Source organism: Pseudomonas sp. B111 (assembly GCF_026428275.1).
GTDB classification, from domain to species: Bacteria; Pseudomonadota; Gammaproteobacteria; order Pseudomonadales; family Pseudomonadaceae; genus Pseudomonas; species Pseudomonas aeruginosa.
Genome location: NZ_CP097857.1, coordinates 6,587,199 through 6,606,952, shown reverse-complemented (window position 1 = coordinate 6,606,952; position 19,754 = coordinate 6,587,199). Strand labels below are relative to the sequence as shown.

At 66.0% G+C, this 19,754-nt stretch carries 14 protein-coding genes and 1 riboswitch; of the genes, 6 read left to right on the top strand and 8 right to left on the bottom strand.

The genetic code is table 11. The features are described from left to right. Positions 1-46: 46 nt before the first annotated feature. A complete protein-coding gene (locus M6E97_RS30720; protein WP_003135083.1) occupies positions 47-1,207 on the bottom strand; it encodes a 1-acyl-sn-glycerol-3-phosphate acyltransferase in 1,161 nt (386 codons plus the stop codon). Between the two features lie 97 nt (positions 1,208-1,304). Here M6E97_RS30720 and M6E97_RS30715 point away from each other — a divergent pair, with 97 nt between their 5' ends. Beyond that, positions 1,305-1,487, top strand: coding sequence for a CPXCG motif-containing cysteine-rich protein (locus tag M6E97_RS30715; RefSeq protein WP_003094945.1), 183 nt, complete (start codon positions 1,305-1,307; stop codon positions 1,485-1,487). Further along, positions 1,487-1,750, top strand: a complete 264-nt coding sequence (locus M6E97_RS30710) for a putative signal transducing protein (RefSeq protein WP_003094943.1) — start codon at positions 1,487-1,489, stop codon at positions 1,748-1,750. Before M6E97_RS30715 ends, M6E97_RS30710 begins: the two co-directional genes overlap by 1 nt. A gap of 12 nt (positions 1,751-1,762) precedes the next feature. On the opposite strand, the gene M6E97_RS30705 is transcribed toward M6E97_RS30710, so the two are convergent. Beyond that, a complete protein-coding gene (locus M6E97_RS30705) occupies positions 1,763-2,467 on the bottom strand; it encodes an MgtC/SapB family protein (RefSeq protein WP_003094941.1) in 705 nt (234 codons plus the stop codon). Positions 2,468-2,892: 425 nt separating this feature from the next. Between M6E97_RS30705 and M6E97_RS30700 the strand changes: the two genes are divergently transcribed. Beyond that, positions 2,893-3,507, top strand: a complete 615-nt coding sequence (locus tag M6E97_RS30700; protein WP_003135081.1) for an SOS response-associated peptidase — start codon at positions 2,893-2,895, stop codon at positions 3,505-3,507. Positions 3,508-3,509: 2 nt separating this feature from the next. On the opposite strand, the gene M6E97_RS30695 is transcribed toward M6E97_RS30700, so the two are convergent. Further along, positions 3,510-5,648 (bottom strand): methyl-accepting chemotaxis protein, encoded by a 2,139-nt coding sequence (locus M6E97_RS30695; protein ID WP_003135079.1) that lies wholly within the window; start codon positions 5,646-5,648, stop codon positions 3,510-3,512. Between the two features lie 162 nt (positions 5,649-5,810). Between M6E97_RS30695 and M6E97_RS30690 the strand changes: the two genes are divergently transcribed. Together M6E97_RS30690 and M6E97_RS30685 are read left to right on the top strand one after the other, a co-directional pair. Beyond that, positions 5,811-6,632, top strand: a complete 822-nt coding sequence (locus M6E97_RS30690; RefSeq protein WP_003094932.1) for a M48 family metallopeptidase — start codon at positions 5,811-5,813, stop codon at positions 6,630-6,632. Between the two features lie 143 nt (positions 6,633-6,775). Beyond that, entirely contained in the window at positions 6,776-7,801 is a 1,026-nt protein-coding gene (locus M6E97_RS30685; protein ID WP_003121034.1) for an NAD-dependent epimerase/dehydratase family protein, read from the top strand. A gap of 9 nt (positions 7,802-7,810) precedes the next feature. Here the strand turns inward: M6E97_RS30685 and M6E97_RS30680 are convergent, their stop codons facing one another. From M6E97_RS30680 to M6E97_RS30660, 5 genes are all read right to left on the bottom strand, one after another. Further along, entirely contained in the window at positions 7,811-8,254 is a 444-nt protein-coding gene (locus tag M6E97_RS30680) for a nuclear transport factor 2 family protein (protein ID WP_003094928.1), read from the bottom strand. 116 nt (positions 8,255-8,370) lie between these two features. Then, positions 8,371-8,949 (bottom strand): TMEM165/GDT1 family protein, encoded by a 579-nt coding sequence (locus M6E97_RS30675; protein ID WP_003094926.1) that lies wholly within the window; start codon positions 8,947-8,949, stop codon positions 8,371-8,373. A gap of 90 nt (positions 8,950-9,039) precedes the next feature. Then, positions 9,040-9,163: riboswitch (yybP-ykoY riboswitch) on the bottom strand. Positions 9,164-9,301: 138 nt separating this feature from the next. Next, on the bottom strand, positions 9,302-10,765 hold the full coding sequence (locus M6E97_RS30670) for an amino acid permease (protein WP_003094922.1): 1,464 nt from the start codon (positions 10,763-10,765) through the stop codon (positions 9,302-9,304). A gap of 94 nt (positions 10,766-10,859) precedes the next feature. Next, the gene (locus tag M6E97_RS30665; protein ID WP_025297595.1) at positions 10,860-11,858 is read right to left on the bottom strand and encodes a class I SAM-dependent methyltransferase; all 999 of its coding nucleotides are present in this window, start codon (positions 11,856-11,858) and stop codon (positions 10,860-10,862) included. A gap of 109 nt (positions 11,859-11,967) precedes the next feature. After that, the gene (locus M6E97_RS30660; RefSeq protein ID WP_033938436.1) at positions 11,968-12,939 is read right to left on the bottom strand and encodes a 2-hydroxyacid dehydrogenase; all 972 of its coding nucleotides are present in this window, start codon (positions 12,937-12,939) and stop codon (positions 11,968-11,970) included. 320 nt (positions 12,940-13,259) lie between these two features. Here M6E97_RS30660 and cdrA point away from each other — a divergent pair, with 320 nt between their 5' ends. Then, the gene (gene cdrA, locus M6E97_RS30655) at positions 13,260-19,727 is read left to right on the top strand and encodes a two-partner secretion system adhesin CdrA (RefSeq protein WP_267262493.1); all 6,468 of its coding nucleotides are present in this window, start codon (positions 13,260-13,262) and stop codon (positions 19,725-19,727) included. The last annotated feature ends 27 nt before the right edge of the window (positions 19,728-19,754 follow it).

The following is a 19,754-nucleotide window of genomic DNA, read 5'->3' as shown; positions in this document are numbered from 1 at the left end:
AAGCCGTTGCCCGATGGAGAAGCCCGGCGGCGCCGGGCTTTCGTCTTCAGGATTGCTGCTTGATCCGGTATTGGTTGAGTACCGGGTTGGCGTATTGCAGCACCAGCCAGGGGCGCTGCTCGGCCGGGCATTGCTCCAGGCGGCGGTTCCATTCCTTGCGCGCCTTCTCCAGTTCTTCGCTGCCGAACAGGCTCTCGGCCGTGGGGACGGCGAGGTCCGGGTCGCGGTTCTCGCTCATCTCGTAGGCCAGGTAGTGCACCGGGAACAGACGGTAGTTGCCGAGGATCTGCCGGTCCAGTTCGGCGGCCAACTGCTTGGCGTCGCTGAACTCGCCCTCCAGTTCGGCGCCGAAGTTGATGTGCACGCGGCCCTTGTAGCCGGTGATGCCCAGGGCGATGCTGGCATCGTCCTCGCCCGGCGCCTTGCGGTATTCGCCGGTGCTGGCGCGGGTGTGCAACTCGCGGGCCTTGGCCAGGTCGCAGGGGTCGTATTCGTAGCTGATCGACACCGGGATGAAATGCAGGGCGCGCACCATTTCGGCGAAGGGTTCGTCCTTGCGGCTCATGTGGAACATCTTGAGGATCGCCGAGTCGGTACGGTCGTCGCCGTCCTTGGCCCGCCCTTCGGCCTGGGCGATCCACACCGACTGGCGGTCCTCGCGGATCGAGTGGTTGATGTAAGCGGAGAGCGTCTGGTAGGCGGCGAGCTTCTCGCGCCGGCCGCTCAGCGAACGGTGCACGATGAAGCTCTTGTTCAGGCGCATCAGGTCGCTGACGAAGGATTTCTGCAGCAGGTTGTCGCCGATGGCGATGCGCGGGGTCGGCAGGCCGGCGTGGTACACGGCGTAGTTGACGAAGGCCGGGTCCATCACGATATCGCGGTGGTTGGCGATGAACAGGTAGGCGCAGCCTGGCTTGAGGCGATTGACCCCGGAGTAGGTGACGCCATCGGTGGCCTTCTCGATGGTGTGGTCGACGTAGGGCTCGAACTTGTCCTGTAGCGTGGCCACGCTGCGGATGCCGGTGACCTCGCGGGCCAGGCGATGGGCTATAAGAGGTTTGAGCAGCCAACCGAGGGGACCGGCCAGGCGCGGGAAGCGGTAGCGGACCAGGGCGCCGAGGAAGGCGTCGTCGCTCAGGAGGCGTTGCAATACCGCGGGGACTTCGGCGTCACTGTAGGGTCGGATGGCTTCGAACTCGCCCATCATGCTTTCTGGTTCCATATGGATGCTGCGAAGGCCGCCCAAGGGGGTGGCCGAAAATTGAACCGCGCGATTATAAACGGAACTCATAGGGGGTGCAGCGATGCTCGAAAGCCAGGCCTATAGCTGCCCTTACTGCGGGGAACCGGCCGAGGCGCTGCTCGACCTGAGCGCCGGCGACCAGCAGTACTACGAGGACTGCCCGGTGTGCTGCCGGCCGATCCTGTTCGACCTGCGCACCGATGGGCAGGACTGGTCACTGAACGTCCGCCGGGAGGATGACTGATGCAGCGCGTATATGAGCCGGCCGACCTGCTGGAGGCCGAGATGCTGGTAGGAATGCTCGCCAGCGAAGGGATCGCCGCCCATGTCAGCGGCCGCCACCTGGTCGGCGCCATCGGCGAACTGCCGCCTGGCGGACTGCTGGCGTTGTTGGTGGCGGACGAGCAGACGGAGCGGGCGCGGGAACTGATCCTCGCCTACAACGCCGCCGCCCCGCTGGCCGAGGAGCCGCCGGAGCCCTGCGGCCCCGGCAGCCTGTTGTGTTGAGGCGGCCGCCGCTCAGTCGGCCGCCAGTTCGAAGACCTGCCAGCGCACCGAGCTGACGCCCTTCTCCAGGCTGACCCGGCTGACCAGGCGTTCCAGCTGCGCCGGAGCCTCGGGAGTACCGAGCAGTTCGGCGCGGACTTCCAGCTTGGCCGGGTTGTCCAGATCCTCGCTGTGCAGCGATTGCAGGCGCAGGTCGCTGCTGCCGAGGCTGTGCAGCATCAGGCTGCGTACCTGGATCTCGTCCTCGGCGCGGCAGACGATCTGCACTTCGTAGCGTTGCTCGGCCTCGCTGGCCGGCAACACGTCCTGGCGGTTCAGGCGTTGGGCGATGTCGCGCAACAGGATGTTGGCGCAGAGCACCACCAGGCTGCCGAGCGTGGCCTCCAGCAGCAGGCCCATGCTGCACAGCACGCCGATGGCGGCGGTGCACCAGAGGGTGGCTGCGGTGTTCAGGCCGCGCACGTTGAGGCCGTCGCGCATGATCACGCCGCCGCCGAGGAAGCCGATCCCGGAGACCACGTAGGCGGCGATCCGCGAAGCGTCGCCGGCCAGGCCGGGCACGCCCTGGGTCATCAGCACGAACAGGCAGGCGCCAGTGCTGACCAGCGCATTGGTGCGCAGGCCGGTGAGGCGTTGGCGCAGCTGGCGTTCGGCGCCGATCAGGGCGCCCAGGACCAGCGCGACCGCGACGCGCAGGAGAAATACTTTCCAATCCATGTTTCACCTCGTTGCCGGCCGACGGCCGGAGCTGGCGCGGGCCGTCGGTCCGCGCGGATAAAGGACGATGGATTGCGCAGGACCGCGGCTTCCCGCTGCGCGGATGGCGCGAGGGAAGGGACACGAAGGGAAAATGGGGATGCGTCATCCCGGACGGGATGCGGATCGCCACTGTCCGCCATGTTCGGCGAGGCAGTGGCAGAGGGTTCTGCTGGACTAGCTCGCCGGATGGACCTGTCGCAATCGACTAGGGCTGTTGTCCAATGCAGGACTCCTGTGTGGGTTACAGAATGCGGGCGGCACCATAAGCCTGGAGGATAGGCGCGTCAAGTTAAGATTGGGTTTCATTCAGCTTGCGTTCGGCAAGGCCAGTGTGGCGCTTCGGGTTACACTGTGCGGCTTTCCCTCACCAGGCAGTGCCAAGCATGAGTGGTCGTTACGCCCTGTTCCGCTGGAATCCGTCGCTGGCGGCCCTGCCGGGCTTTCCGGCGGATTGGCGGGCGCACTGGAACATTTCTCCGGCGAACCAGGTGCTGATGGTTCGCGAGGACGCCGGTGCGCGCCGCGCCGACCTGGCGCGCTGGGGGCTGACCCCGGCCTGGCTCACCGACCTGTCGCGTACGCCCAGCCACGCGCGGGCGGAAACCCTCGCCGAGCAACCGATGTTCCGCGAGGCGTTCCAGCAGCGCCGCTGCCTGCTGCCGGCCAACGGCTTCTATGAATGGCGCGGGGTGCGCAAGCGTCCGTACTGGGTTTCCACCGGCGAGCGCCTGTTGTTCTTCGCCGGCATCTGGGAGGCCTATCCGGTGCAGGGACAGACCTGGCTCAGCGTGGCCCAGGTATCCCAGGCGGCCGCCGAGTTCCGCCGGCCGCTGCTGCTCGACGAGGCCGAGCAGGATACCTGGCTGGCTCCGGACACGCCGCTGCCGGCGCTGATCAGCCTGCTCGCCAAGCCCCAACCGAACCTGCGCAGCGTGGCCCTGGCCGGCTTCGTCAACAAGCCTGAAACCGACGGGCCGGAGTGCCTGACCCCGGCCTGACGCTAGACCCTGAACTGATTCACCAGGCGCCGCTGCTGCTCGGCCAGGCGGGTCAGCTCGGCGCTGGCCTGCGAGGCCTCGTCGGCGCCGCCGGCCACCTGGTTGGCGACCTGGCCGATGTTGGCGACGTTGCGGTTGATGTCCTCGGCCACCGCGCTCTGCTCCTCGGCGGCGCTGGCGATCTGGGTGTTCATGTCGTTGATCACCGATACCGCCTGGGTGATCGACTCCAGCGCCTCGGCCGCCTGGCGCGCATGGCGCACGCTGTCGTCGGTGCGGTCCTGGCTGTCCTGCATGACCTTCACCACGTCGCGGGTGCCCTGCTGCAACTGCTGGATCATGCTCTGGATTTCTTCGGTGGCCTGCTGGGTCTTCTGCGCCAGGTTGCGTACCTCGTCGGCCACCACCGCGAAACCGCGACCCTGCTCGCCGGCGCGGGCGGCCTCGATGGCGGCGTTGAGGGCGAGCAGGTTGGTCTGCTCGGCGATACCGCGGATCGCCACCAGGATCGCGTTGATGTTTTCGCTGTCCTTGGCCAGGTTCTGCACCACGCCGACCGCGCGGCCGATCTCGCTGGCCAGGGCCTGGATCGCCGCCGAGCTGCTTTCGACGATCTGCTTGCCCTGGTGCGCGGCCTGGTCCGCGTGGTTGGCTGCCTCGGCGGCGTGGGTGGCGTTGCGCGCCACGTCCTGGGCGGTGGCGGTCATCTCGTGGACCGCGGTGGCCACCAGTTCGATCTCCGCCAGTTGCTGCTGCACGCCCTGGTTGGTACGGATGGCGATGTCGGCGGTGTGCTCCGAGGAGTCGCTGACCTTCTGCACCGATTGCACCACCTGGCCGATCATGTTCTGCAGCTTGCCAAGGAAGGTATTGAAGCCCTTGGCGATGGAGCCCAGCTCGTCGGCGCGCTCGCTGCTCAGGCGGCGGGTGAGGTCGCCTTCGCCCTGGGCGATGTCGTCGAGCATGCCGACCAGTTGGCGCAGCGGCCGGGCGATGCCGTAGCCGACCAGCCAGACCACCAGCAGGCCGAGGGCCGCTACCACCAGACCGGCCAGGCTCATGCCGAGGATATCCTGCTGGCGCTGGTCGCTCAGCTCGCCCTGGAGTTGCTGCAGTTCGCCGAATACCGCCGCCTGGGGAATCTGCAGCATGAGGGTCCAGCGCACGCCGCTGTCGGCGATGGTGAAAGGCAGGAACAGCTCGATGTGACCGTGCTCGGCGTCGATGTCGTAGAGCGGCTGGTCGATCGTGAGGTTCTTCAGGTTGTCCACTTCGTTGCCGTCGAGGACGCTGCCGGCGGGCTCGCCGAGCTTGCTGTCGTCGCGGGTGTAGGCCACCAGGCGGCCGTTGCTGGCGATCAGCGCCATTTCCCCGGCGCCATCGTAGAGCTGCTGGTCGGCGCGCTTGAGCAGGTCCTGGATGAAGGCCAGCGAGAGGTCGGCGCCGACTGCGCCGCGGAACTGGTCGCCAACCATGATCGGCACGTTGAAGGACGACATCATCACGGTCTTGCCGCCCATTTCGTAGGGAGCCGGGTCGATGATGCAGGGACGCTTGTTCTCTTTCGGACAGGCGTAGAATTCGTTCTCGCGCACCCCGGTGGGCAGCAGCTTTTCGCTATCGATACTGTCGGTCATGGCCTCGACGATCGGCTTGCCGTCGGCGCCGCGATACCACCAGGGCAGGTAGCGACCGTCCGGGCCGTAGCCCTTGCCGGGTTGCCCGGCGAAGGCGGCATCGGTATCGAAGGCATTGGCTTCCCAGGCCATGAAGGTGTCGAGCAGCTTGGGGTTGTTCTGTACGGTGCTGCGCAGCAGCGCGGAGATTTCGTCGCGGCTGGCGTTCAGCTGCGGCATGCCGTCGGCGCCCGGCTCGCCGAGCAGGCGGGTGCTGTTGGCCAGGCCGTGGACCACCGTCAGCGGATACTCCAGCTCGCGCTGGATCTGGCTGACCTGGGCGCGGGCCAGGGCCACCAGGCGCTCGTTGATGACCTTCTCCAACAGGCCCTGGGTGCGTTGCTGCACCAGTTCCTGGGTTCGCGCGCCGGCGAACAGGGCATACAGCACCAACACCACGACGACGCTTAGAACGCTGGCGCCGGCGAGGGCGGCGACAGAAAACTGGATCGACTTGAGCTTCATGATGGGACTTCCGACCCTTGTTGGAATTGTCTCTGGCGAGGTTATCGGCAAGAGGGCGGCAAATCCTTAATCGGCCGATGGAGATTTCCTCGCCAACGGCTGTTGCCGGCGCTCGAGGCGCGGCCTACCATGCGCTCGGCCTTCAGAGGAGAACAAAGGACCATGGCTCATCCCTTCCGATTCGCCACCCTCGCCGGCGCGCTGCTGCTCGCTGGTTGCCAGGCAGTGAACACCACCAGCGGCGGCGCCGTCGGCGTCGACCGCAAGCAATACATGTTCAGCATGTTGTCCAGCCAGGAAGTCGACCAGATGTACGCCCAGTCGTACCAGAAGACTCTCGGCGAGGCGAAAAGCGCCGGCGTGCTCGATACCAGCAGTGCCGACGCGCGGCGAGTCAAGGCGATCGCCCAGCGGCTGATCCCGCAGACCGCCGCCTTCCGCCCGGACGCCACCAGCTGGAACTGGGAAGTCAACGTGGTGAAGAGCGACGAACTCAACGCCAACTGCGGTCCCGGCGGCAAGATCATTTTCTACACCGGGCTGATCGACAAGCTGAAGCTCACCGACGACGAGATCGCCGCGGTGATGGGCCACGAGATCGCTCACGCCCTGCGCGAGCATGGGCGCGAGGCCATGTCCAAGGCCTACGGCGTGCAGGTGGCCAGCCAGATCGGCGCCCTGGCCGGCCTCGGCCAGGAAAGCCTGCAACTGGCCAATACCGGCGTCGACTACCTGATGACCCTGCCCAACAGTCGTGCCAACGAGAACGAAGCCGACCTGATCGGTCTCGAGCTGGCCGCCCGCGCCGGCTACAACCCGGAAGCGGCGATCACCCTCTGGCAGAAGATGGGCAAGGCCAGCGGCGGTGCCAGCCAGCCCGAGTTCACCAGCACCCACCCCTCCGACAGTTCGCGGATGGCCAATCTCCAGGCCGCGATTCCCAAGGTGATGCCGCTGTACCAGCAGGCCAGGCGCGGCAAGTGAGGCCAGGGCGCGCGGTCGCGGGGGGCGGCCGGCGCGCCGACAGGCTTACCATCGGAAACGCCTGTTGTGTATTTCCGTAACCTGCTGTTTGGTATCTCGCCGGCGTTCGGCCTAGACTGCTGGCCGACCCGCTTGCGGGACCCGTGGACGAACAGCCACTCTCACGCCCTGGAGCTCATGTGAAATACGCCGTACTCGGAGCCACCGGCCTGCTGGGACATCACGCCGCGCGCGCCATCAGGGCCGCCGGTCACGATCTGGTGCTGATCCACCGTCCTTCTTCGCAGATCCAGCGTCTCGCCTATCTGGAGCCCGAGTGCCGGGTCGCCGAGATGCTCGACCACGCCGGCCTGGAACGCGCCCTGCGCGGCCTCGACGGGGTGATCTTCAGCGCCGGCTACTATCCTTCGCGGCCGCGCCGCTGGCAGGAGGAAGTGGCCAGCGCGCTGGGCCAGACCAACCCGTTCTATGCCGCCTGCCTGCAGGCCAGGGTGCCGCGCATCCTCTACGTCGGTTCGGCATATGCCATGCCCCGGCATCCCCAGGGACTACCGGGGCACGAGGGGTTGTTCTACGACAGCCTGCCGAGCGGCAAGAGTTCCTACGTGCTGTGCAAATGGGCGCTCGACGAGCAGGCCCGGGAGCAGGCGCGCAACGGCCTGCCGGTGGTGATCGGGATCCCCGGCATGGTACTCGGCGAACTGGACATCGGCCCGACCACCGGACGCGTGATCACCGCCATCGGCAATGGCGAGATGACCCACTACGTCGCCGGCCAGCGTAACGTCATCGATGCCGCCGAAGCCGGGCGCGGCCTGCTGATGGCCCTTGAGCGCGGGCGTATCGGCGAGCGCTACCTGCTGACCGGGCACAACCTGGAAATGGCCGACCTGACCCGGCGCATCGCCGAGCTGCTCGGCCAGCCTGCGCCGCAGCCGATGTCGATGGCCATGGCTCGCGCGCTGGCCACCCTGGGCCGCTTGCGCTACCGGGTCAGCGGCCAGTTGCCGCTGCTCGACGAAACCGCCATCGAGGTGATGGCTGGCGGGCAGTTCCTCGATGGACGCAAGGCCCGCGAGGAACTCGGCTTCTTCTCCACCACCGCCCTCGACGACACCCTGCTGCGCGCCATCGACTGGTTCCGCGACAACGGCTATTTCAACGCCTAGGACGGTTGGCTAGGGCAGCGCTTTTTCCGCAAAGGGCCGGGTCTGCAGTCCCAGCTGAGCGCGAAAGCTCTCCATGTCGAACATGGTGCACAGCTCCTGCAACTGGCCCTGCGGGTTGAACACCCAGAAGCCCATCGCGGAAATGCTCAGCACCTTGTCGCTGGCCGGATAGCCCAGGGTCGGCCGGACGATGGTGCCGATCAGCGTGCTCCAGGTGAACACCTTGCGTTCCTCGCCGATGCAGTCTTCGACCACGACCTCCAGGTCCGGCATCGCCGTGCGGATGTCCTGCAGCAGGCGGATATAGCCGGCGGTATCCAGGGGATGGCCGATGAACGAGCTTTTGTAGAGGAAATCCTTGCTGTGCAACTGCTCCACCAACGCCATGCGGCCCTTGTTCCAGGACAGCTCGATGTGATGGCGGGCGAGTCGTTTCAGGTCGTGTGAGGGCATCTCCGGCTCTCGTGGGCGAGTGGTGGGGCAGGCATCCGGTGCCTGCCTGAACTGTAGCCGTTCCTATGCATTTTGCATTGGCCGCCCAGCCATCCCGGGCCCGGCGGCGCAGTCCTTCAGAGCCAGCCGGTCAATTGCGCGGCGTGCCAGGCGGCGTACAGGCCAAGTGCGGCGAAGGCGGCCGCGGCCAGGCGGCGGATCAGGGTCAGCGGCAGCTTATCGGCGGCCAGGTTGCCGATCAGTACCACCGGTACGTTGGCGATCAGCATGCCCAGGGTGGTGCCGATCACCACCAGCCAGAAATGCGGATACTGGGCGGCCAGCATGACCGTGGCGACCTGGGTCTTGTCGCCCATCTCGGCGAGGAAGAAAGCGATCAGGGTGGTGAGGAAGGGGCCGTATTTCTTCAGTCCGGACTCTTCGTCGTCGAGCTTGTCCGGTACCAGCGTCCACAGGGCGACGGCGATGAAGGAGGCGGCGAGGATCCAGCTGAGGGTGGCTTCCGAGAAGAAGCTGGCGACCCAGGCGCCCACCGCGCCGGCAGCGAAATGGTTGGCCAGGGTGGCGGCGACGATGCCGGCGATGATCGGCCACGGCTTGCGGAAACGCGCCGCGAGCAGGAGTGCCAGCAACTGGGTCTTGTCGCCGATTTCCGCGAGGGCAACGATCAGGGTGGGGACGAACAGCGATTCCATCAGGCTTCCTAAGGGGCGGGTCGACCAATCACCATGACACGCGCCATCTGCCCGCCCCGGGTCAGATCGTGCGTGTCATAGGTCTTGTCAAACCCTTGGCCTGTCTGGGCAGGCTTGGGTCGCGCGCGCCATGGTCTGCGGACCAAGTGTGTTGACGCGTGCCGGGCGAGGCCGGTGCGGCGCTCGCGGGAGACTACTCCCCTAGGACGGGGCGCATTCTGCCCAAGCCGGGCGGCTTGGGCAAGCCCGGGACGGAAACTTTCGTCCGGGAGGGCGGCGAGGGAGCCTGATCGCAAGGAAACGTGCCGGCATCCGCAGCGATCCGCGAGGAATCGCTGGGCGGCAGGGTGAATCAGGTATTGGTCGGGCTGACGTCCATTTCGTGGTAGCGAACGAAGCGCGCGCGCTTCTTCCAGCGGTATCCCAGCCAGATCGCCAGGAACAGCGGCAGGCTGATGTAGGTGGCGAGGAGGCCGATCCAGTCGATGCGTTCGCCCACCAGCGCCTGGTAGTTCTGCCCGAGGGTGATGACCATGCACAGGGCGAAGGCGAACAGCGGGCCGAAGGGGAACAGCTTGGCCCGGTAGGGCAGGTCTTCCAGGCGGCCGCCCTGGGCCAGGTAGCCCTTGCGGAAGCGATAATGGGAGATGGCGATGCCCAGCCAGGCGATGAAGCCGCACATGCCCGAGGTGTTCAGCAGCCATGTGTAGACGGTGCTGTCGCCGAAGGCCGAAGTGAGGAAGCACAGGGCGCCGACCAGGGTAGTGGCGTACAGCGCATTGCGTGGCACGCCGCTGCGCGAGACACGGGAGAACAGGCGCGGTGCCTTGCCCTCGAGGGCGAGGTTGTAGAGCATCCGGGTCGAGGCGTACATGCCGGAGTTGCCGGCGGAGAGGATCGCCGAGAGGATCACCGCGTTCATCACCCCGGCCGCCGCGGCGAAGCCGGCGCGCTCGAAGAGCAGGGTGAAGGGCGACACGCTGATGTCGCTGGCATCGTTCTTCAGCAGGTTCGGGTCGGTGTAGGGAATCAGCATGCCGATCACGAAGATCGCCAGGATGTAGAACATCAGGATGCGCCAGAACACCTGGCGAATGGCGATCGGGATGTTCTTCCGCGGATTTTCCGATTCACCGGCGGCGATGCCGATCAACTCGGTGCCCTGGAACGAGAAGCCGGCGATCATCGCCACCCCGACCATCGCCTGGAAGCCGCCGACGAAGGGCGCGTCGCCCATGGTGAAGTTGCTGAAGCCGGGCGACTCCACGCCATGCATGATGCCGAAGATGGTCGCCAGGCCGACGCCGATGAAGATCACCACCGTGACTACCTTGATCAGGGCGAACCAGAATTCGCTCTCGCCGAAGCCGCGCGCGGAAATAACGTTGAGGCCGAACATGATGCCCAGGAAGATCGCGCTCCAGTAGATGCCCGGCACCTCGGGGAACCAGAAACTCATCACCAGTTGCGCCGCCACCAGTTCCGCGGCAATGGTCACCGCCCAGTTGTACCAGTAGTTCCAGCCGAGGGCGAAACCGAAGCCATCTTCGACGAACCGGCTGCCATAGGTGCAGAACGAGCCGGAAACGGGCATGTAGGCGGCCATCTCGCCGAGACTGGTCATGAGGAAGTACACCATCAGCCCGATCAGGGCGTAGGAAAGCAGCGCACCGCCGGGCCCGGCGGTGGCCACGGTGGCCCCGGAGGCGACGAACAGCCCGGTGCCGATGGAGCCGCCGATGGCGATCATGTTCAGGTGGCGCGGCTTGAGCACCCGCCGCAGTTGCTGGCCCTGGCTGGCGTTCAGGTCAGTCATCGGCGGCCTCCCGGCGGATGGTCACGGAAGGGGCTGGCTGCGGGCGTGCGGGCAGGGAGAGGAAAAGCTTCATTCACAGGGTTCCAGGCAGAAATCAGGAGCGACGGGCGGAGTAGATGCGGAAACCGTCGCCTTCGGCGAGTGTCCGGCAGGGGCCGAGGTGGCGTTCGATCAACGGCGGGTACTTCAGGAAGCTGTTGGCGACCAGGCGCAGTTCGCCGCCCGGCGCCAGGTGCTCGGCGGCGCGTTGCAGCAGGCGCTCGGAGGCCTGGTAGTCGGTGTGCACGCCCTGGTGGAAGGGCGGATTGCTGACGATCGCGGCGAGTTCGCGCGGCGCGCCGTCGATGCCGTCGGCGGCGATCACTTCGCCGTCCAGGCCGTTGGCGGCGAGGGTCAGTCGGCTGCTCTCGACAGCGAAGGCGTCGACGTCGAGCAGAGTCAGGCGACTGGCGGGGTAGCGACGCTTGAGAGCCGCCCCGAGTACGCCGGCACCGCAGCCGAAGTCCAGCAGATGGCCGCCGGGCAGGGCTTGCAGTTGCCCCAGCAGCAGCGCGCTGCCGCGATCCAGGCGGCCATGGCTGAACACCCCCGGCAGGCTCACCACCTGCAGCTCGCCATCGGCCAGCGGCAGGCTGTAGCGCTGGGCCAGGGCGTGCAGGTCGGGCTCGGCCGGCGCCTGTTCGATACGCACCTGCCAGAGCTGGCAATGCCGCGCGCTATCCAGTTTGCGGGGCTTGCCGTAGGCGGCCAACTGCTTGCTCGCGCGCTCGATCCCGCCGCGCTTTTCGCCGACCAGGAAGAGTTCGCCGCCGGGCAGGCGGGCGGCCAGGCTGGCCAGCAGGTAGTCGGTCAGTTCGCGGGACTTGGGCAGGAACAGAACGGCCGAAGTCCAGGCGCCGGTCGGCGCGCGCGTGTCGAAACGGCTACGGTCGGGGAAGCGGGCGTCCAGCTGCGCCTGCTCGCCGGCGTGCCAGCTCCAGCCCTGGGCCTGCGGTAGCTCGGCGAGCAGGTCGTCGGCGGGCAGGCCGGCCAGCAGCAGCGGGGTCGCGAAGAGGTGGCGCTGGCGCAGCAGCACTTCACTGCGAGGGTCCATGCGGGCTCCGGAAAAAATGGGAAATCTTAACAGGCTTGGGCCTGGCATACCCGCATGGATTGTCGGCGAGGATCGCCGTTCATCCGTGCGCGGTGCCCGCAGCGACGTATCAGCCGGCGTTGACTACCCGCAGGGCGCGCCCGGCCTTCCATGCCTCTGCGTTTTCCGCCAGTTGGCCGACGATGCGCTGCCGCGCCTCGCGACTGCCCCAGGCGTTATGGGGGGTGACGATCAGGCGCGGGATGTCGGGGGCCAGCAGCGGATTGCCGTTTCTCGGCGGCTCGACGCTGAGCACGTCGGTGGCCGCGCCGCCCAGGTGGCCGCCGCGCAGGGCGTCGGCCAGCGCCTGTTCGTCGACCAGGCCGCCACGGGCGGTATTGACCAGGAAGGCGCCAGGCTTCATCAGCGCCAGTTCGGCGGCGCCGAGCATCCCGCGGGTGTCCTCGGTCAGCGGGCAGTGCAGGGTCAGGGCGTCGACCCGTGGCAGGAGTTCGCCAAGCGGCAGGCGGTCCGCCCGGGCGGGCCGTCCTGGCAACTGACCGAACAGCACGCGCATGCCGAACGCCTCCGCCAGCCGCGCCACCGCCCCGCCCAGTTCGCCATGGCCGAGCAGGCCGAGGGTCTTGCCTTCCAGTTCGACGATGGGGAAGTCCAGCAGGCAGAACTGGCTGGATTGCTGCCAGCGGCCGCTGCGTACCGCCTGCTGGTAGTCCGGCAGGCGCGTAGCCAGGGCCAGTAGCAGCGCGAGGGTGTGCTGGGCTACCGAGGGCGTGCCGTAGCCATGGCAGTTGGCGACGACGATACCGCGCTCGCGAGCGGCAGCGAGATCGATGTTGTTGGTGCCGGTAGCGCTGACCAGGATCAGTTCCAGCTCTGGGCAGGCGGCGATGCATTGCGCGTCGATCGGCGCCTTGTTGCTGATCGCGACCCGCGCACCGTGCAGCCGCGCGGCGACTTCCTGCGGTTGGCTGGCGGCATGCAGTTGCAGCTCGTCGAAGGCGGCGCGCAGGGGGCGCATGTCCAGGTCGCCGAGGTCGAGGGAGGCATGGTCGAGGAAAACGGCGCGCAGGGCATGGCTCATGGAAGGTTCCTTGGCGGCAGCGGACGGGGGCTGCCTAGCCTAGCAAACCCGCGTGCCAGGGAGGTCTTCCAGTTTTCTTGACAGTGATTATCCCGAAAGTATTGTCGGTTTTTTGACGGTATTACATATTTAACCTCGGTAGTGTCATTTTTGAGTCACTCCGACGAACGGTCGCCCTTTCAAGTGGACAATTTTTGATCTGAAAGGCATTTTTTTGGCACACAAGGCGCAATGTGAATTGCTTCTCAGATTTTCGTCATTTAACTGACGAAATGCAGTGCTGGAAAACTGACGTGCGCCACGCAGATAGGGAGATTTTCATGGTCCGTCCGGATAGCCAGCGCGGCAAGCGCACCTCTTCGAAAGCTGGTAGGGAAGGGCGTTTCGTCCTTGCCGCCAGCAGCACCCTCATGTTCGCCATCGCCAGCATCAACGCGGCCATGGCGGCACCTACCGGTGCCCAGTTCAACCCCAACGAGATCAAGATCAGCCAGCAGGGCAAGACCACGCTGATCGACCAGAGCACCCAGCGCGCGATCATCAACTGGAAGGGCTTCGACGTCTCCGCCGACGAGGCGGTGCGCTTCAACCAGCCCGGTGTGACCTCGTCGACCCTGAACCGGGTCACCGCAGGCCAGGAAAGCGTGATCGCCGGGCGCATCTCCGCGCCCGGCCAGGTGATCATCTACAACTCCAACGGCGTGGTCTTCAGCGGCTCGGCCAAGGTCGACGTGGGCTCCCTGATCACCACCACGGCGAACATCAGCGACGAACACTTCCGCCAGGGCAAGCTGATCTTCGACCAGCCCGGAAACCCCGACGCGCGGATCGTCAACGACGGCAGCATCAGCGTCGCGGAGAAAGGCCTGGCGGCCTTCGTCGCGCCGTCCGTGGCCAACAACGGCGTGATCAACGCCCGCCTCGGCACCGTGGCGATGGCCGCCGGCAATGCCGCGACCATCGACCTCTACGGCGATGGCCTGGTGTCGATCGCCGTGACCGACCCGGTTACCCGCAAGCCGCAGGATGCCCAGGCGCTGGTCAGCAACGGCGGCGCGATCCAGGCCGACGGCGGTAGCGTGCTGATCACCGCCGAGCAGGCTTCCCGGGTGGTCGACAACGCGGTCAACCTGTCCGGCGTGATCCTTGCCCGCGGCACCGAGGTGCGCGAGGGCAGCGTGGCGCTGGTAAGCAAGTCCGGGGACATCCAGATCGCCGGCAAGATCGACGTCAGCGGTCCGAAGAACGGCGGCGACGTGCTGGTCAGCGGGCAGCAGGTGGCCCTGGCGAGCACCGCCAGCATCGACGCCCGCGGCGCCGCACAGGGCGGCAGCGTGCGCATCGGCGGCGACTTCCAGGGCCGCGGCGAGCTGCCACGAGCGAAGAACGCTACGCTGGCCAAGGGCGCCAGCATCGACGTCTCGGCTACCGGCAAGGGCAATGGCGGCCTGGCGGTGGTCTGGTCCGACGGCAATACCCGCATGGACGGGCGGATCCTCGCGCGCGGCGGCGCCCAGGGCGGCAACGGCGGCCTGGTGGAGACCTCCGGCAAGGTCAACCTGAGCATCGCCGACAGCGCCTACGTCAGCGTCGCCGCACCCTACGGCAACGGTGGCACCTGGCTGCTCGACCCGACCACCCTGCGCATCGTCGCCTCCGGCGGCACCTCAGGTTCGGTGGGGGGCGCCAACGGCGCCAGCGGCGATGCGACGGTGAATGCCTCGGTGGTCACCGGGGCGCTGGCAGGCGGCAAGGTGACCCTCAGCGCCAGCGACCGGCTGTCGGTGGAAGCGCCGCTGATCACCAGCAACCTGGGCGGCGCCAGTCGCGGCCTGGAACTGATCGCCACCGGACCTGCCGGTGCGGTGGATATCTCTGCGCCGATCCTGTTCCGCAACGGCAGCCTGGCAATCCGCGCCGGCGGCAACATCAACTTCCTCAGCGGCGGCACGCCGCAGACCAGCGGCATCGTCGACCTGGGTAGCGGCACCCTGTGGATGCAGACCAGCACCGCCGGCAAGATCAGCCAGCAGGCCGGTACCGCGCTGATCGCCGCCAACCTCGCCGGCCGTGCCGGTAGCATCGACCTGACTTCCTGGGACAACTACGCCGGCAACCTGGCGCTGCAGACCTTCAACGGTACGCTCAAGTACCGCCAGAGCAACGCCACCGGCGTGACCACGAGCGGCACGGTGTTCGATCCGTTCATCAACCAGAGCATGACCGGCACCGTGCAGAACATCGTCTCCAGCGTCGGCACGCGGATTCTCGAGGCCAACAGCGTCGGCACCACCGGTAACTACACGCTGACCGCCGACGGCAACAGCGAGTTCGACCGCCTGGTGTTCACCGCGCTGCCCTATCGGCGGGTCAGCGGTTCCGCCAGTTTCCCGACCAACGACTCGTCGGACTACCTGGTGACCAACCTGCGCTACCAGGTCAACGGCAGCAACGTCACCGCCACCCCGAACGGCGGTGCGCCCAGCGGGTTCACCGTCGCCGCCGGCAACGGCAGCGTCACCACCTGGACCGGAAACTGGGGCACCAGTTGGGGCGTCAAGGGCTTCGGCGGCGTGATCGGCGTGACCGACGAGCTGCAGTACGACGTCGGCACCGGCCTGACCGAGGAACTGATCTTCGGCCTCGGCGGCAAGACCAGCCGCGTCGATACCCGCCTGGACCTGTTCATGCGCGAGGGAGCGTTCAACAGCTTCGCCGAGCGCGCCCAGGTGGAGATGTTCAAGACCACCACCACTGCCGGCGACATCCTTTCCCGCCAGCAGACCGCCACCCTGACCGCCAATGACGCTACCCGCGTCTACGGTGATGTGAATCCGACTCTGACGGCCACGATGTCCGGCATCAACGCCATCGACGCCTACGTCAACAGCCAGTTCAACGACCTCTACCAGGCGACCGCCAGCACCACGGCGACCCAGGCGTCGAACGTCGGGCAGTACGCGATCACCGGTAACGCCAATGGCAGCGAGTATTTCAGCCAGCGTTACCAACTGGTGCGCCAGGACGGCAAGCTGACCGTCACGCCGGCGCAATTGATCGTCAGCGCCGACGCCAAGACCAAGGTCTATGGCGACGCCGATCCGACCCTTACCTACCAGGTCAGTGGCCTGAAGAACAGCGATACCGCCGCTGGCGTGCTGAGCGGCAACCTCGGCCGGGTGGCCGGGGAGAACGTCGGCAACTACGGGATACTTCAGGGCGGGCTGGGCCTCAACACGGCCAATTACACCCTCAGCTACGTCGGCAACGACCTGCGCATCACTCCGGCGCAACTGAACGTGATCGCCGATGCCAAGAACAAGGTCTACGGCGACCTCGATCCGGCGCTGACCTACCAGGTCTCCGGTCTCAAGCGCGGCGATACCGCCGGTGCGGTCCTCAACGGCGGCAGCCTGAACCGCGTGGCTGGCGAGAACGTCGGCGTGTACGGCATCAACCAGGGTGGACTGGGCCTGGTCAGCAGCAATTACACCCTGAACTACCAGGGCAATAACCTGACCATCACCAAGGCACTGCTGAATGTGATCGCCGATGCCAAGACCAAGGTCTATGGCGATGCCGATCCGAGCCTGACCTACCAAGTCAGTGGCCTGAAGAACGGCGATACCGCTGGCGCGGTGCTTAACGGCGGCAGCCTGAGTCGCGTGGCTGGCGAGAACGTGGGTGTGTATGGCATCAACCAGGGCGGCCTGGGTCTGGTCAGCGCGAACTACGACCTGAGCTACCAGGGCAATAACCTGACCATCACCAAGGCACTGCTGAACGTGATCGCCGATGCCAAGACCAAGGTCTATGGCGATGCCGATCCGGCACTGACCTACCAGGTGTCCGGGCTGAAGAACGGCGATACCGCCGGTGCCGTGCTCAACGGCGGCAGCCTGAGCCGCGTGGCTGGCGAGAATGTCGGCGTGTACGGCATCAACCAGGGCGGCCTGGCATTGAACAGCGGCAACTACGATCTGAGCTACCAGGGCAATAACCTGACCATTACCAAGGCGCTGCTGAATGTGATCGCCGACGGCAAGACCAAGGTCTATGGCGACGCCGACCCGAGCCTGACCTACCAGGTCAGCGGCCTGAAGAACGGTGACAGCGCTGGTTCGATCCTGACCGGTGGGCTGAACCGCGTCGCAGGCGAGAACGTGGGTGTGTATGGCATCAACCAGGGCGACCTGGCATTGAACAGCGGTAACTACGACCTGAGCTACCAGGGCAATAACCTGACCATCACCAAGGCACTGCTCAATGTGATCGCCGATGCCAAGACCAAGGTCTATGGCGACGCTGACCCGAGCCTGACCTATCAGGTCAGCGGCCTGAAGAACGGCGACACCGCCGGTGCCGTGCTCAACGGCGGCAGCCTGAGCCGCGTGGCTGGCGAGAATGTCGGCGTGTACGGCATCAACCAGGGCGACCTGGCATTGAACAGCGGTAACTACGACCTGAGCTACCAGGGCAATAACCTGACCATCACCAAGGCACTGCTCAATGTGATCGCCGATGCCAAGACCAAGGTCTATGGCGACGCTGACCCGAGCCTGACCTATCAGGTCAGCGGCCTGAAGAACGGCGACACCGCCGGTGCCGTGCTCAACGGCGGCAGCCTGAGCCGCGTGGCTGGCGAGAATGTCGGCGTGTACGGCATCAACCAGGGCGACCTGGCATTGAACAGCGGTAACTACGACCTGAGCTACCAGGGCAATAACCTGACCATCACCAAGGCACTGCTCAATGTGATCGCCGATGCCAAGACCAAGGTCTATGGCGACGCTGACCCGAGCCTGACCTATCAGGTCAGCGGCCTGAAGAACGGCGACACCGCCGGTGCCGTGCTCAACGGCGGCAGCCTGAGCCGCGTGGCTGGCGAGAATGTCGGCGTGTACGGCATCAACCAGGGCGACCTGGCATTGAACAGCGGTAACTACGACCTGAGCTACCAGGGCAATAACCTGACCATCACCAAGGCACTGCTCAATGTGATCGCCGATGCCAAGACCAAGGTCTATGGCGACGCTGACCCGAGCCTGACCTATCAGGTCAGCGGCCTGAAGAACGGTGATACCGCTGGCGCGGTGCTCAACGGTGGCAGCCTGAGCCGCGTGGCTGGCGAGAATGTCGGCGTGTATGGCATCAACCAGGGCGGCCTGGGCCTGGTCAGCGCGAACTACGACCTGAACTACCAGGGCAATAACCTGACCATCACCAAGGCTCTGCTGAATGTGATCGCCGATGCCAAGACCAAGGTCTATGGCGATGCCGACCCGAGCCTGACTTACCAGGTCAGCGGCCTGAAGAACGGCGACACCGCCGGTGCCGTGCTCAACGGCGGCAGCCTGAGCCGCGTGGCTGGCGAGAATGTCGGCGTGTACGGCATCAACCAGGGTGGACTGGGCCTGGTCAGCGCGAACTACGACCTGAGCTACCAGGGCAATAACCTGACCATCACCAAGGCGCTGCTCAATGTGATCGCCGATGCCAAGACCAAGGTCTATGGCGACGCCGATCCGAGCCTGACCTACCAGGTCAGCGGCCTGAAGAACGGTGACAGCGCCGGTTCGATCCTGACCGGCGGGCTGAACCGCGCCGCAGGCGAGAACGTGGGTGTGTATGGCATCAATCAGGGCGACCTGGCATTGAACAGCGGCAACTACGACCTGAGCTACCAGGGCAATAACCTGACCATCACCAAGGCACTGCTCAATGTGATCGCCGACGCCAAGACCAAGGTCTATGGCGATGCCGATCCGGCACTGACCTACCAGGTTTCCGGGCTGAAGAACGGCGATACCGCTGGCTCGGTGCTCAATGGCGGCGGCCTGGTTCGTGTCTCCGGCGAAAACGTAGGCAACTATGCGATTCAGCAGGGTGGCCTGGGTCTGGTCAGCGGTAACTATGACCTGGCTTACCAGGGCAACAACCTGACCATCACCAAGGCACTGCTCAATGTGATCGCCGACGGCAAGACCAAGGTCTATGGCGACGCCGACCCGAGCCTGACCTACCAGGTCAGCGGCCTGAAGAACGGTGACAGCGCCGGCTCGATCCTGACCGGCGGGCTGAACCGCGACGCAGGCGAGAACGTGGGTGTGTATGGCATCAACCAGGGCGGCCTGGTGCTGACCAGTGGCAACTATGACCTGGCCTACCAGGGTAATGACCTGACCATCACCAAGGCGCTGCTCAACGTATTCGCCGATGCCAAGAGCAAGCAGGTCGGCACCGCCGACCCGGCGCTGACCTATCAGGTTTCCGGCCTGAAGAATGGCGATAGCGCCGGTCAGGTGCTCGCCGGCGGGCTCGGTCGGGTGGGCGGCGAAGCCGTAGGCCAGTACGACATCCTCCAGGGTGGGCTTGCCCTCACCAGCGGCAACTACCAGCTCAACTACCAGGGCAACCTGCTGAGCATCCTGCCGCTGCCGGTCACGCCGGGCGACCTGGGGCAACTGGCAGCGCTCTCCGACTTGCGCGAACTGCAGAAGGGGCGCGATCCGGATACCCCCGGGGATGCGGTCTACCGCACCACCACGCTGGAAAACCCGTTCCTCGAAAACCCGTTCCTGCGCGCCTACGCTCTGGGCATGGACGTCAGCGATCCTAACCTGCTGCCGGCTACCGCCGCGGGTCCGGCGGAGGACGCCAGCGCCAAGCGGGTGGGGCAGTTCACCGATCGTCCGCTCAGGGCAGAGGCCGAGAGTGGGGCGGGTTGCTCGAACCAGAGCTACCTGGCCGACTACTGGAGCTGCTTCAACAAGCCTCTGAATTTCTAACCCTTTTCGCAATGCGCACTATCGTCT

Bases quoted from the DNA above. Each gene is read 5' to 3' on its own strand.
- M6E97_RS30665 (WP_025297595.1), bottom strand. From the start codon at position 11,858: ATGGACCCTCGCAGTGAAGTGCTGCTGCGCCAGCGCCACCTCTTCGCG.
- M6E97_RS30680 (WP_003094928.1), bottom strand. From the start codon at position 8,254: ATGCCCTCACACGACCTGAAACGACTCGCCCGCCATCACATCGAGCTG.
- cdrA (WP_267262493.1), top strand. From the start codon at position 13,260: ATGGTCCGTCCGGATAGCCAGCGCGGCAAGCGCACCTCTTCGAAAGCT.
- M6E97_RS30715 (WP_003094945.1), top strand. From the start codon at position 1,305: ATGCTCGAAAGCCAGGCCTATAGCTGCCCTTACTGCGGGGAACCGGCC.
- M6E97_RS30695 (WP_003135079.1), bottom strand. From the start codon at position 5,648: ATGAAGCTCAAGTCGATCCAGTTTTCTGTCGCCGCCCTCGCCGGCGCC.
- M6E97_RS30670 (WP_003094922.1), bottom strand. From the start codon at position 10,765: ATGACTGACCTGAACGCCAGCCAGGGCCAGCAACTGCGGCGGGTGCTC.
- M6E97_RS30720 (WP_003135083.1), bottom strand. From the start codon at position 1,207: ATGATGGGCGAGTTCGAAGCCATCCGACCCTACAGTGACGCCGAAGTC.
- M6E97_RS30710 (WP_003094943.1), top strand. From the start codon at position 1,487: ATGCAGCGCGTATATGAGCCGGCCGACCTGCTGGAGGCCGAGATGCTG.
- M6E97_RS30675 (WP_003094926.1), bottom strand. From the start codon at position 8,949: ATGGAATCGCTGTTCGTCCCCACCCTGATCGTTGCCCTCGCGGAAATC.
- M6E97_RS30705 (WP_003094941.1), bottom strand. From the start codon at position 2,467: ATGGATTGGAAAGTATTTCTCCTGCGCGTCGCGGTCGCGCTGGTCCTG.
- M6E97_RS30700 (WP_003135081.1), top strand. From the start codon at position 2,893: ATGAGTGGTCGTTACGCCCTGTTCCGCTGGAATCCGTCGCTGGCGGCC.
- M6E97_RS30660 (WP_033938436.1), bottom strand. From the start codon at position 12,939: ATGAGCCATGCCCTGCGCGCCGTTTTCCTCGACCATGCCTCCCTCGAC.
- M6E97_RS30690 (WP_003094932.1), top strand. From the start codon at position 5,811: ATGGCTCATCCCTTCCGATTCGCCACCCTCGCCGGCGCGCTGCTGCTC.